Raw genomic sequence first — 12,780 nt, 5'->3', positions numbered from 1 at the left:
CAACACCAACAAGGAGACCACATGAAGTTACGTAACAAGACCATCGTCGTCACCGGAGCCGCATCCGGCATCGGCGCCGAAGTGGCGCGCCTGGCGCGCTTCGAAGGCGCCACCGTGATCGGCATGGACCGCAACGAACCTGGCCTGACGCTGGACGGCTTCGTGGCCGTCGACCTGGGCCAGCAGGCCAGCATCGACTCCGCCATCGCCAAGCTGCCGCAACGCGTGGACGCGCTGTGCAACGTCGCCGGCGTGCCAGGCACCGCCGATCCGGCGCTGCTGGCGCGGGTCAACTACCTCGGGCTGCGCCATCTGACGGAAGGCGTGCTGCCGCGCATGCCGGCCGGCGGCTCCATCGTCAACGTCGCCTCCATCCTGGGCGCGGAATGGCCGGAGCGCCTCGACCTGCACAAGCAGCTGGCCGCCGCCCGCGGCTGCGTCGAAGGCCAGGCATGGCTGGACGCGCATCCGGTGCCCGCCGACACCTGCTACCAGTACTTCAAGGAGGCGCTGATCGTCTGGACCTACGTCCAGTCGCAGCCATGGTTCCTGGAGCATTCGGTGCGCATGAACTGCGTGGCGCCCGGCCCTGTCTTCACCCCCATCCTGGGCGACTTCGTCTCGATGCTGGGCGAGGAGCGCGTACAGCGCGACGCCCACCGCATGAAACGTCCGGCCTACGCCGACGAAGTGGCCGCCGCCATCAGCTTCCTGTGCAGCGACGACGCGCGTTGGATCAGCGGCGTCAACCTGCCTGTCGACGGAGGACTGGTTTCGACCTTCATCTGATGCACGCCATCCGCCCGGCCGCGCGTCAGCGGCCATACAACTATAACTAGGAGACTGACAATGCAAGCGAACAAACGCCTGAGTCCAACCCTGTTGGCATTGGCCGTGGCTGCCGCCATGCCGGCCGCCCACGCCTTCGAGTTCGAGACCGACAATCCCGACCTCAAGATCAGCTGGAACAACACCTTCAAATACAGCAGCGCCTACCGCCTCAAGGACGCCGATACGCGTCTGCTGGCGGGCGGCTATCCATCGTCCGGCCCCGGCGACTTCACCGGCTACAACCTCGACGACGGCAACCAGAACTTCCGCCGCAAGGGCATCGTCTCCAGCCGCGTCGACTGGCTGTCCGAGTTCGACGCCGGCACCCGCAACCTGGGCATGCGCGTCAGCGCGGCCGCCTGGTACGACACCGCGTACAACCGCAACAACGACAACGGCTCCGCCGCCAGCAACGCCGTCACGCTGGCCGGCCAGGCCGGCAATACTTTCGCCGAGGGCACCCGCCTGCTCCACGGCCGCAATGCGGAACTGCTGGACGCCTTCGTCTTCGCCAAGGGAGCCCTGGGCGAACTGCCGGGCACCGTGCGCGTGGGCCGCCACACGCTGCAATATGGCGAGAGCCTGTTCTTCGGCGCCAACGGCATCGCCAACGCGCAGGGACCGGTGGACCTGGTCAAGCTGCTCAGCGTGCCCGGCGCGCAGTTCAAGGAGATCCTGCGTCCGGTCAACCAGGTCTCGGGCCAGTTGCAGGTGCTGCCCAACGTGTCGATCGGCGGCTACTACCAGTTCGAATGGCGTCCAACCCAGATACCTGGCGTCGGCAGCTACCTCAGTTCCTACGACGCCGCCGGCGCCGGCAGCACCGCCTTCCTGGTGGCGCCGACCAACAGCGGCGCACCGGCCTTCTACACCGTGCCGGACATGAAGGCGAAGAATTCCGGCCAGGGCGGTCTGCAGGTGAAGTTCTCGCCGGCCGGCTCCGACGTCGAATACGGTTTCTATGCGGCCCGCTATCACGACAAGACGCCCTACTTCTACCTGGGCTTCACGCCCGGCTTCCCGCCCGGCGCGCCGTCCACCGTGCAGGCCGTGTACGCGGAAGGCATCCGCACCTTCGGCGCCAGCGCCAGCACCGTGCTGCTGGGCGCGAACGTGGCGGCCGAGGTCTCGGTGCGCCGCAATACGCCGCTGGTCAGCGATCCGACGCCCAACTTCCTGTCCCGCGCCGGCACCGGCGTGTTCGCCGACAACAGCGGCAATCCCGCCTACGCGGTCGGCAATACGGCGCACGTCAACCTGTCGGCGATCTACGTGATGCCGACCAACCCGTTCTTCCAGGGCGCGTCGCTGCTGGGCGAACTGGCGTGGAACCGCGCCACCAGCGTCACCTGGCAAGGCTCGCTCGATCCAAACACCACGCGTGACGCCACCTCGGCCCGCATGATCTTCGAGCCGGCCTACTACCAGGTGATCGACGGCCTCGATCTGTCGATCCCGATCGGCGTCGGCTACAACATCGACGGCCGTTCGCGCGCCGTGTTCAACTTCAACGGTGGCAGCTCGCACGGCGGCGACTTCAATATCGGCATCAACGCCACCTACCACCAGGACTGGAAGTTCGGCATCAGCTATGTGCGCTTCCTCGGCGCGGCGGGCACCTTCCTGAAAAATAATCCGGCCACCAACACGCCCATCCTGAGCTATGCCCAGTCGCTGGCGGACCGCGATTACATCTCCTTCAACATCAAACGCGCATTCTAAGGACAAAACTATAATGAAGACGACCCTGACTTTCATCGCCACCGCGCTGGCACTGGCTTTCGCGCTGCCGCACGCCGGCGCCGCCGTCACCGCCGACGAAGCGGCCAAGCTGCACTCCACCCTGACGCCGCTGGGCGCCGAAAAAGCCGGCAACAAGGACGGCACCATTCCGGCCTGGGACGGCGCCTACGCCAAGGTTCCGGCCGGCTTCAAGCCGGGCGACTTCCGCGCCGATCCCTTCGCCGGCGAAAAGCCGACCTTGGCCATCACCGGCAAGAACGTCGACCAGTACGCGACCAAGCTGTCGGCCGCCACCGTGGCGCTGCTGAAAAAATATCCGGGCTACCGCATCGACGTCTACCCGACCCACCGCACCGGCGGCGCCCCGGCCTGGGTGTACGAGAACACCTTCAAGAACGCCACCCGCGCCAAGTCCATCGACGGCGGCTTCGGTGTCGAGGGTGCGTTCGGCGGCATCCCGTTCCCGATTCCCAAGACCGGCTACGAGGCCATGATGAACCACCGCCTGGCCTGGACCGGCGAGACCACCGTGTTCCCGCTGCGGACCACAATCGTCACGCCGGACGGCAAGCGCGCCACCGCCACCGAGGCCGAACAGACCATCATGCGGCCTTACTACTTCAAGGACGGCAGCCTGGAAAAATTCGACGGCATCTACCAGTTCGGCCGCCTGATCACGCGCGCGCCCGCCTCCAAGGCCGGCGAAGGAATCCTGGTCCACGACGGCATCAGCGAAGCGCAGCCGCGCGCGATCTGGCAGTACCTGGTGGGCCAGCGCCGCGTGCGGCGCGCGCCGTCGGTGTCCTACGACACGCCGGACTCGGTCACCTCCGGCATCGGCCTGTTCGATGAAGCGTTCATGCTGTTCGGCCCCATCGACCACCATGAGCTCAAGCTGGTCGGCAAGAAGGAGATGTACATCCCCTATAACAACAACCGCGCCGCCTCGGCCAAGATCAGCGACCTGGTTGGCCCGCAGTTCCTCAATCCCGACCTGGTGCGCTGGGAGCTGCACCGCGTCTGGGAAGTGGAGGCGAGCCTGATTCCCGGCAAGCGCCACGTGGTGACCAAGCGCCGCTACTACCTGGACGAGGATACCTGGCAGATCATCCTGGTCGACGGCTACGACGCGCAAGGCCAGATCTGGCGCGGCAACTACACGCTGACGCTGCTGGCGCCGGACCTGCCGGCCGTGGTCGGCAACGTCATGTGGGGCACCTACAACGTGCAGACCGGCGCTTATCTGCTGAACGAGGCATCCAACGATCTGCCGTCGCAGTACAAGACCATTCCTCGCCTGCCGGCCAGTTATTTCGGTCCCGAGGAACTGGCCAACCAGGGTTCGCGCTAAGTGAAGGAGCGCTCGATGAACGGATTGAATCCACTCGCGGCCCGCTGCATCACGCGGACGGCGTTGGCGGCTTGCTGCGCCCTGGCCCTGACGCCGGCGGCGCGGGCCGACGGCGCGGGCGCCCCCATCCCGGCGGCGTTGACGCAGCCGGCGCTGGTCACGCCCAAGGCCTTGAACGCGGCCATGCTGGCCATCGCCGCCGCCGGCCAGCGGCTGGTCGCCGCCGGCGAGCGCGGCACCATCCTGTACTCGGACGACGCCGGCGTCTCCTGGCGCCAGGCCCGGGTGCCGGTCAGCGTCAGCCTGACGGCATTGCAGTTCGTCGATGCGCGCCAGGGCTGGGCGGTCGGGCACCAGGGCGTGGTGCTGCACAGCGCCGACGGCGGCGCCACCTGGAGCAAGCAGCTGGACGGCATCCAGGCCGCGGCGCTCGCGCTCAAGGGAGCGGCCGACATCGCCGGGCCTGAACAGGCGCGCGCCCAGGCCGACGCCCAGCACCTGGTGGACGACGGCCCCGACAAGCCCTTCCTCGACCTGTACTTCGACAGCGCGCGCAGCGGCTACGTGCTGGGCGCCTACAACCTGCTGTTCAAGACCGGCGACGGCGGCGCCACCTGGCAGCCGTGGCAGCGGCATGTCGCCAATCCCAAGGGCCTGCACCTTTACGGCATGCGCGGCGCCGGCGGCGCGCTCTATCTGGCCGGAGAACAGGGCCTGCTGTTGCGCTCGACCGACCAGGGGGCCAGCTTCAGCGCCCTCCCCACGCCATACAAGGGCAGCTATTTCGGCCTGCTGGCCGCGCGCGGCGGCGCGCTGGTCGCCTTCGGCCTGCGCGGCAACGCCTATTGGTCCGGCGACCAGGGCGCCAGCTGGAGCAGGATCGACACCGGCATCCAGGCCTCGCTGGCCGGCGGCGCCGAACTGGCCGACGGCACGCTGGTACTGGTCAGCCAGGGCGGCGACGTGCTGCTCAGCCACGACCAGGGCCGCAGCTTCGCCGCGCAGTCCGGCGCCGCCCTGCCGCCCGCGCTGCCGCTGGCCGCCGTGGCGCAAGCCAGCGACGGCGCGCTGGTCGTGGCCGGACTGCGCGGCCTGCGCCGGGTAGCGCCGGCGCAGCCGCGCTAGCGCCCTCACCTCATACGAATATGGTTGGAACATCATGCACACAGATCAAGATTTGGAACAACAGCCGGTAGTACGGCGGCTACAGGATTTCGACACCGCCTCGGGCAACCTGGGCGAACGCGCGCTGTTCAACTACCGGCCGCTGGTCATCCTGCTATGCCTGCTGGCGACCATCGTGCTGGGCTACCAGGCCACGCGGATCCGGCTCAACGCCAGCTTCGAGAAGATGATCCCCAGCGCCCATCCCTACGTGGCCAACTACCTGGCCAACAAGGCCGACCTGAATGGACTGGGCAACTCGGTGCGCATCGCGGTCGAAGCGGGCGGCGGCACCATCTACGACCGCGCCTACCTCGACACCCTGCAACGCCTGAACGATGAACTGTTCCTGCTGCCGGGCGTGGACCGGCCGTTCATGAAATCGCTATGGACGCCCAGCACGCGCTGGGCCGCCGTCACCGAGGAAGGCCTGGACGGCGGCACCGTCATCCCGGACGGCTACGACGGCTCGGCCGCCAGCCTGGCGCAGTTGCGCGCCAACGTCGCCCGTTCCGGCGAGATCGGCCAGCTGGTGGCGGCCGACTTCAAGTCCAGTATCGTGTTCGTCCCGCTGCTGGAGCAGAATCCGCAGACCGGCCTGGCGCTCGACTACGGCGCCCTGTCGGAGCGGCTGGAACAGATCCGCGCCAAATACCAGAAGGAAGGCGTGCGTATCCACATCACCGGCTTCGCCAAGATCGTCGGCGACCTGATCGAAGGCTTGCAGCAGGTGCTGATGTTCTTCCTGCTGGCGATCGCCATCGCCGGGGCGGTACTGTTCTGGTACACGCGCTGCTGGCGCAGCACCACGCTGGTGGTGGTGTGTTCGCTGGTGGCGGTGCTGTGGCAGTGCGGCCTGCTGGCCGCGCTGCATTACGAACTCGATCCGTATTCCGTGCTGGTGCCCTTCCTGGTGTTCGCCATCGGCATGAGCCACGGCGCCCAGAAGATGAACGGCATCATGCAGGACGTGGGCCGCGGCACGCACCGGGTGGTGGCGGCGCGCTACACTTTCCGCCGCCTGTTCGCCGCCGGCCTCACCGCGCTGTTGTGCGACGCGGTCGGCTTCGCGGTGCTGGTCAGCATCCGCATCAAGGTGATCCAGGACCTGGCCATCATCGCCAGCATCGGCGTGGCCGTGCTGATCTTCACCAACCTGGTGCTGCTGCCGGTGCTGCTATCGTACACCGGCGTCAGCGCCAAAGCGGCCGCTCGCAGCCTGCAGGCCGACAGCGCCGACGGCGCGGCCCAGCCATGGCTATGGACCTTCCTCGACCGCTTCACCCAGCGCCGCTGGGCCGCCATGACGGTGGCCGCCAGCCTGCTGCTGGGCGGCCTGGGCTACCTGTACAGCCTTAACCTGAAGGTGGGCGACCTCGATCCCGGCGCGCCGGAACTGCGCGCCGATTCGCGCTACAACCGCGACAACGGTTTCATGGTCGCCAACTACGCGGCCAGCTCCGACATCCTGGTGGTGATGATCAAGACCGCGCCCGACCAGTGCACCCGCTACGCCACGCTGGCAAGCGTGGACGCTCTGGCGTGGCGGCTGGAGCAGCTGCCCGGAGTCGATTCGACCAACTCGATGGCGGCCCTGAGCAAGCTGGCCACCACCGGCTACAACGAGGGCAACTTCAAATGGTATGACCTGATCCCCAATGCCGGCGCGCTGGGCGCGGTGCAGACCCGGGCTCCGCGCGAACTGTTCAACCAGAGCTGCTCGCTGCTGTCGCTGTACGTCTACCTGAAGGACCACAAGGCCGCCACGCTGACCCGTGTGGTCGACGCGGTCGAAGCCTTCGCCGCCGCCCACAACACGCCGGAAGTGGAATTCCAGCTGGCCGCGGGCAGCGCCGGCATCGAGGCCGCCACCAACATCGTCGTCAAGCAGGCCATGCACGACATGCTGTTCTGGGTCTATGGCGCGGTGATCCTGCTGTGCTACGCCACCTTCCGCAACTGGCGCGCGGTGCTGGTGGCCATCCTGCCGCTGGTGCTCACCTCCATCCTGTGCGAAGTGCTGATGGTGGTGCTGGGTATGGGCGTCAAGGTGGCCACGCTGCCGGTGATCGCGCTCGGCGTCGGCATCGGCGTCGACTATGCGCTGTATGTGCTCAGCGTGATGCTGACCCGCATGCGCGCCGGCGCCACGCTGTCCGACGCCTACCTGCACGCGCTGCGCTTCACCGGCCGCGTGGTGATCCTGACCGGCGTGACGCTGGCCGTGGCGGTCGCCACATGGTTGTTCTCGCCGATCAAATTCCAGGCAGACATGGGCATCCTGCTGGCCTTCATGTTCCTGTGGAATATGGTGGGTGCGCTGGTGCTGGTGCCGGCGCTGGCGCACTTCCTGATGCCGCAGAAGACCGCGCGCCGCGACACGCCGGCGCAGGCGGCTGAACGCGCCATGGCTGGCATCCACTAATGCCATGGGCACTTCCGACATGAGCATCGGCGCCCGCCTGCGGCTGGGCTTCGGCCTGGTCCTGGCGCTGCTGGTCGCCGTCATGGCGCTCGGCCTGGGCCACATGGCCCAGATGCAGCAGCGTACCGACCAGATCACGCTGGTAGGCAACGTCAAGACGCGGCTCGCCACCCAGATGCGCGATACCGTGTATGAGCGCATGATCGCGCTGCGCAACATGGCGCTGATCGGTTCCCTGTCCTACCTCCAGCCGGAAGCGGAATGGATGCAGGACCAGGCCAGGCGTTACACCGCCGCCGAGCAGAAGCTGCGCCAGCTGCTGGCCGGCGACGCCACGCCGGGAGAAACCGCGCTGCTGGCGCAGATAGCCCAGCAAAATGCGGCGGCCCGGCCGCCCATCGCGCAAGCCATGGAGCTGGCCATGCGCAGCGAGTCCGACCAGGTCTACACCGTGCTGGTCGAGCGGCTGCTGCCGGTCCAGACCCGCTGGATGACGGCGCTGGAACAGCTGGTCGAACTGGAGACCCGCCAGAGCGAACAAGCCGCCGCGCAAGGGCGTTCGTCCGATGCCGGCGCACGCGCCTGGATGCTGGCGCTGGGCGCGGCGGCCCTGCTGCTGGGCTGCCTGCTGTGCTGGCGCCTGACGCGCGGCATACTCGAACAACTGGGCGGCGAGCCGGCCTACGCGGTCAAGATAGCCGGCCGCACCGCCGCCGGCGACCTGGCGGGCGGCGTCAACCTGCGCGGCGGCGACGTTTCCAGCCTGCTGTTCGCGATGCACACCATGCGCACCGACCTGGCCGCCATGGTCGGCAAGGTGCGCAGCGGCACCGACCGCATCGCCGGAGCGGCCAGCGACATCGCCGGCGGCCATCAGCACCTGACCCGCCGCAGCGATGGCCAGCGCGATTCCCTGCGCGCCACCGCCGGCTGCATGGAACAACTGGCCGACGCCGTGCGCGACAACGCCGGCCATGCGCGGCAAGCGACCGAGCTGGCCGCCAACGCCACCGCGGTGGCGCGCGACGGCGGCAAGGTGGCGGCGGAAGTGATACTGACCATGGATTCCATCACCGCTTCCGCCCACCGCATCGGGGAAATCATCGGCGTCATCGACGGCATCGCGTTCCAGACCAATATCCTGGCGTTGAACGCGGCGGTCGAAGCGGCACGGGCGGGCGAACAGGGACGCGGCTTTGCGGTCGTCGCCGGCGAGGTACGCAACCTGGCGCACCGCTCGGCCACCGCGGCGCGCGAGATCCGCACCCTGATCGGCCATTCGGTGGCGCAGGTCGAAGCCGGCAACCAGCTGGTGGCGCGCGCCGGCGCCACCATGAACGAGGTGGTCGACAGCGTGCAGCAGGTCGGCGCCATCATCGGCCGCATCGCCGCCGTCAGCATGCAGCAGCAGGCCGGCATCGAGCAGGCCGGCGCCGCGTTGCAGGCGATGGAGCTGGTCACGCGGCAGAACGCGGAGCTGGTAGAACAAGCCACCGGGGCCACGGCCGGCATGCGCCAGCAGGCGGCGGAACTGGCGCGGCTGGTGCGCGCCTTCAAACTCGACGACGGCGCCGGCCCACCGGCTCCGCCCCCACCTCACCCGACACTAACACTGCAAGAGGAATCCGATCATGCCTGACATCCTGCTCTTTGCCGCGGTTGCCGCGGTACTGCTGGTTTCCGCCCTGCTCTGGCGCCGCCAGGCCGCTTCAAAAACCGCCGGCGCCGCCACGCCAGCGATGCCCGTTGCCGATTCGCTGCGCCACACCGCGCTAGGCCACGTGGTCGGCCGCGCCGACCGCCACCAGACCCACGCCTGGCTGGGACTACCGTATGCGCAGCCGCCGGTCGGTCCGCTGCGCTGGAAGGCACCGCGTCCGCCGCAGCCGTGGGAAGGCCTGCGCGAGGCGCTGGCTTGCGGCCAACCCGCCCTGCAACTGGGCGGCATCACGCTGGAACTGCCGCCCGAGCTGTGGGGCCAGGTGGCCGGTGCGGAAGACTGCCTGACGCTGAACGTGTTCGCCCCGCAGATGACGGCCGGACAGGCACGTACGTCCGCGCTGCCAGTGATGTTCTGGATCCACGGCGGCGCCAATACCGCCGGCACCGCCGCCACCTACACCACGCTGCGCAACCTGGCCGGCCAGGACCAGGTGATCGTGGTGTCGGCCAATTACCGCCTCGGCATCCTGGGCTGGTTCAGCCTCGACGAACTGGCGCGGGACGACGACAGTCCGGCCGACCGCTCCGGCAATTTCGGCACGCTGGACCTGATCGCGGCGCTGCAATGGGTGCGCCAGCACATCTCGGCCTTCGGCGGCGATCCCGACAACGTCACCGTGTTCGGCGAATCGGCCGGCGGCCTGAATGCCTACACCCTGCTGGCCAGCCCGCTGGCCAAGGGCCTGTTCCACCGCGCCATCCTGCAATCGCCGCTGGCCGTCAGCTATACGCCGGCGCAGGCGCGCAACTACACGGACGACGCCCAGCCCGGCCACGCCCTCAGCTCGCGTGAGCTGCTGTGCCAGTGGCTGCAGCGCGACGGCCGCGCCGCCGACCGCGCCGCAGCCAAGGCGTTGATCGCTTCCATGCCGGCCGCCGACATCGCCGCCTATGTGCGCGGCCTGCCGGCGGACGCGCTGCTGGCGCCTGTCACGCCGGGGGCGCTCAGCTTCTACGACGCGCCCTGCGTGCTGCAGGACGGCCACGTGCTGCCCGCCATGCCGCTGGCCGAGGTGTTCGCCGACCGTGGCCGCTACAACGCGGTGCCGGTCATCATCGGCACCAACCGCGACGAGTATAAACTGTTCATGTCCAACAATCCCGACTACGTACGCATGCTGTTCGGCAGCATCCCGCTGATGCGCGACCGCGTCCGCTACCAGCGCCACGCCGCCTACATGTCGGCCTTGTGGCAGGCCGCCGGCGCGCTGGAGCCGGCCAGCGCGATGGTGGCCTCCGGCCATCGGGATGTATGGGCCTACCGCTTCGACTGGGACGAACAGCCCGCCGTGCCGCTGATCGCGCCGCGCGTGCTGCTGGGCGCCGCGCACGTGCTGGACGTGGCCTTCGTGTTCCGCGACCTGGACGGCGAATTCGATCCGTTCCGCTCCTTCACCGCAGCCAACCTGCCCGGCCGCAAGGAAGTGTCCGACGCCATGGCCGGCTACTGGACCCACTTCGCCCGTCACGGCCAGCCGGCCAGCGGCCCGGTCGGAACACTGCCCGAGTGGCGGCGCTGGAGCGCCGATGCCGCCGCCCCGCGCATGATGGTCTTCGACACCAGCGCCGACGGCGGCACCCGCATGGTGGTCCACGAGAACAGCCTGGCCACGCTGAAGGCCGCGCTGGCGCGCGACCCGGCGCTGCACGACGATCCGCGCGAACGCTGCGAACTGTTCGGCCGCATGTTCCTGTGGTCGATCTTCGGCGGCTACGAGGCCCAGCATGCGCTGGAAGCCTTCGCCCGCACCCACGGCTACGCCGGTCCGACCGGGCAGTTGCGCCCCAGCTACTGGCCATGAGCATGAGCGCCAACCGGGGTTTCTTCCAGAGCTACGAGGACTTGTGGATGATCGACGGCCTGCGCACGCCGATGGCCGACTACTGCACCGCGTTCAGCCACGTCTCGCCCACCGACCTGGGCATCAAGGCCGCGCGCGCGGTGCTCAAGCGCAGCGGCGTGCCGGCCGCCGACATCGGCTCCGTCATCAGCGGCAGCATGGCGCCCGGCGACTGCTACCAGTACATGCTGCCGCGCCATATCGGCCTGTACGCCGGGGTGCCGCTGACGGTGCCGGCACTGAACGTGCAGCGCATCTGCGGCACCGGCTTCGAGTTGTTCCGCCAGGCCGGCGACCAGATCGCGCTGGGCTACGCCGACGCCGTGCTGGTGGTCGGCACCGAATCGATGACGCGCAATCCGATCGCCGCCTTCGACCACCGCGCCGGCTTCAAGCTGGGCGCGCCGGTCGCCTTCCAGGACTTCCTGTGGGAGGCACTGACCGATCCCGCGCCCGGCGTCACGATGCCGCAGACCGCCGAAAACCTGGCGCGCCGCTACGGCATCACCCGCGCCGAGGTGGATAAATTCGCCGCGCTGTCGCACGCCCGCGCGCTCGACGCCCGGACGGCCGGCTTCCACGCCGGCGAGATCGTCGCCGTCGGCAACGAGACCTTCACGCTGGACGGCTATGCCGACCGCCGCATCCGGCTGTGCGGTCCGGTGGAGGAGCTGGCGCAGGATACCCATCCGCGCATTTCGCCGCCGTCGGTGCTGGCCACGCTGCGCGCCCTCTATCCGCAAGGCGTGCAGACCGGCGGCAACAGCTGCGCGCTGGCCGACGGCGCGGCGGCGGCCATCGTCGCTTCCGGCGCCTACGCCGTCGCCGGCGGACACCGTCCCCAGGTGCGCATCGTGGCGGCGGCGGTGGTCGGCGTGCCGCCAGAGGTCATGGGCATCGGCCCCGCGCCCGCCATCCGCCTGCTGCTGCAGCGCTGCGGATTAAGCATGGAGCAGATCGGCCTGTTCGAAATCAATGAAGCGCAAGGCGCGCAGATCGTGGCGGTCGAGCGCGAACTGAAGCTGGACCGGGAGCGCCTCAACGTCCACGGCGGCGCGATCGCGCTGGGTCATCCGCTGGCGGCGACCGGCGTGCGCCTGACCATCACCCTGGCGCGCGCGCTCGACCTGCGGCGCCAGCGCTACGGCGTGGCGGCGGCCTGCATCGGCGGCGGACAAGGCATCGCCCTGCTGCTGGAAAATCCGCGCTGGCGGCAGTCACAGCACAATGGCGCTCAGTGACCGCAGCAGCAGGCGCAGTTGCGCGTGCAGCTCGCTGCGCTGGTCGACGCCCAGTTCGGCCAGCATGGCGTGCTCCAGCTCCGCCACCGCGGCGTCGCCCTGGCGCAGCAGGGCGCTGCCCTCGGCGCTGAGGCGCAGATGGATGATGCGGCCATGATTGGCGTCGGCCTGGCGCACCACCCAGCCGCGCGCCTCCATCGCCTTGACCATCTCGTTGGCCGACTGCGGCGAGATCATCGAGCGCTCGGCCAGCTGCGCGTTGGACAGCTGCTGCTGGGTGTCGAGCACCGACAGCGCCGTGTACTGGGCCGCCGTCATGCCCAGCAAACCGAGGCTGTCGCGCAGGCGGCGGCTCAGCACATGGTCGATGCGGCCGATCAGGTAGGCGATGCCGCTGGGTTTGTCGTGCGCGGCGGCGGGCTGGTGTTTTTTCATCATGGTCCGGAAGTTCGAGAAGCGTTC

The 12,780-nt window shown here is 68.8% G+C and carries 9 protein-coding genes; 8 read left to right on the top strand and 1 reads right to left on the bottom strand.

Annotation, left to right across the window (positions count from 1 at the left end):
- Window positions 1-21 precede the first annotated feature (21 nt).
- From ACSQ3S_RS14365 to ACSQ3S_RS14330, 8 genes are read left to right on the top strand one after another with little or no spacing between them, the layout of a single operon-like run.
- The gene (locus ACSQ3S_RS14365; RefSeq protein WP_436142771.1) at window positions 22-789 is read left to right on the top strand and encodes a coniferyl-alcohol dehydrogenase; all 768 of its coding nucleotides are present in this window, start codon (window positions 22-24) and stop codon (window positions 787-789) included.
- Between the two features lie 60 nt (window positions 790-849).
- Window positions 850-2,553 carry a DUF1302 domain-containing protein gene (locus ACSQ3S_RS14360; protein WP_436142770.1) on the top strand — a complete coding sequence of 568 codons (1,704 nt, stop codon included), beginning with the start codon at window positions 850-852 and terminating at the stop codon, window positions 2,551-2,553.
- Window positions 2,554-2,566: 13 nt separating this feature from the next.
- Window positions 2,567-3,925 (top strand): DUF1329 domain-containing protein, encoded by a 1,359-nt coding sequence (locus ACSQ3S_RS14355; RefSeq protein WP_436142769.1) that lies wholly within the window; start codon window positions 2,567-2,569, stop codon window positions 3,923-3,925.
- Window positions 3,926-3,940: 15 nt separating this feature from the next.
- Window positions 3,941-5,050 carry a WD40/YVTN/BNR-like repeat-containing protein gene (locus ACSQ3S_RS14350; RefSeq protein WP_436142768.1) on the top strand — a complete coding sequence of 370 codons (1,110 nt, stop codon included), beginning with the start codon at window positions 3,941-3,943 and terminating at the stop codon, window positions 5,048-5,050.
- A gap of 34 nt (window positions 5,051-5,084) precedes the next feature.
- Window positions 5,085-7,514, top strand: a complete 2,430-nt coding sequence (locus ACSQ3S_RS14345; RefSeq protein ID WP_436142767.1) for an efflux RND transporter permease subunit — start codon at window positions 5,085-5,087, stop codon at window positions 7,512-7,514.
- A gap of 4 nt (window positions 7,515-7,518) precedes the next feature.
- Entirely contained in the window at window positions 7,519-9,153 is a 1,635-nt protein-coding gene (locus ACSQ3S_RS14340) for a methyl-accepting chemotaxis protein (RefSeq protein ID WP_436142766.1), read from the top strand.
- Window positions 9,146-11,038 carry a carboxylesterase/lipase family protein gene (locus tag ACSQ3S_RS14335; RefSeq protein WP_436142765.1) on the top strand — a complete coding sequence of 631 codons (1,893 nt, stop codon included), beginning with the start codon at window positions 9,146-9,148 and terminating at the stop codon, window positions 11,036-11,038. Before ACSQ3S_RS14340 ends, ACSQ3S_RS14335 begins: the two co-directional genes overlap by 8 nt.
- On the top strand, window positions 11,035-12,318 hold the full coding sequence (locus ACSQ3S_RS14330; RefSeq protein ID WP_436142764.1) for a thiolase family protein: 1,284 nt from the start codon (window positions 11,035-11,037) through the stop codon (window positions 12,316-12,318). Before ACSQ3S_RS14335 ends, ACSQ3S_RS14330 begins: the two co-directional genes overlap by 4 nt.
- Here ACSQ3S_RS14330 and ACSQ3S_RS14325 read toward each other — a convergent pair.
- Window positions 12,295-12,756, bottom strand: a complete 462-nt coding sequence (locus tag ACSQ3S_RS14325; protein WP_353397690.1) for a MarR family winged helix-turn-helix transcriptional regulator — start codon at window positions 12,754-12,756, stop codon at window positions 12,295-12,297. The two genes, ACSQ3S_RS14330 and ACSQ3S_RS14325, sit on opposite strands and share 24 nt — an antisense overlap.
- Window positions 12,757-12,780: the final 24 nt, after the last annotated feature.

It is taken from the genome of Duganella sp. LjRoot269 (assembly GCF_964254095.1).
Taxonomy (GTDB): Bacteria; Pseudomonadota; Gammaproteobacteria; order Burkholderiales; family Burkholderiaceae_D; genus Rugamonas; species Rugamonas hordei.
This window is presented reverse-complemented; position numbering and strand designations above follow the sequence as displayed.

Coding starts and splice junctions, on each gene's coding strand:
- ACSQ3S_RS14365 (WP_436142771.1), top strand. CDS start 22: ATGAAGTTACGTAACAAGACCATCGTCGTCACCGGAGCCGCATCCGGC.
- ACSQ3S_RS14360 (WP_436142770.1), top strand. CDS start 850: ATGCAAGCGAACAAACGCCTGAGTCCAACCCTGTTGGCATTGGCCGTG.
- ACSQ3S_RS14355 (WP_436142769.1), top strand. CDS start 2,567: ATGAAGACGACCCTGACTTTCATCGCCACCGCGCTGGCACTGGCTTTC.
- ACSQ3S_RS14350 (WP_436142768.1), top strand. CDS start 3,941: ATGAACGGATTGAATCCACTCGCGGCCCGCTGCATCACGCGGACGGCG.
- ACSQ3S_RS14345 (WP_436142767.1), top strand. CDS start 5,085: ATGCACACAGATCAAGATTTGGAACAACAGCCGGTAGTACGGCGGCTA.
- ACSQ3S_RS14340 (WP_436142766.1), top strand. CDS start 7,519: ATGGGCACTTCCGACATGAGCATCGGCGCCCGCCTGCGGCTGGGCTTC.
- ACSQ3S_RS14335 (WP_436142765.1), top strand. CDS start 9,146: ATGCCTGACATCCTGCTCTTTGCCGCGGTTGCCGCGGTACTGCTGGTT.
- ACSQ3S_RS14330 (WP_436142764.1), top strand. CDS start 11,035: ATGAGCATGAGCGCCAACCGGGGTTTCTTCCAGAGCTACGAGGACTTG.
- ACSQ3S_RS14325 (WP_353397690.1), bottom strand. CDS start 12,756: ATGATGAAAAAACACCAGCCCGCCGCCGCGCACGACAAACCCAGCGGC.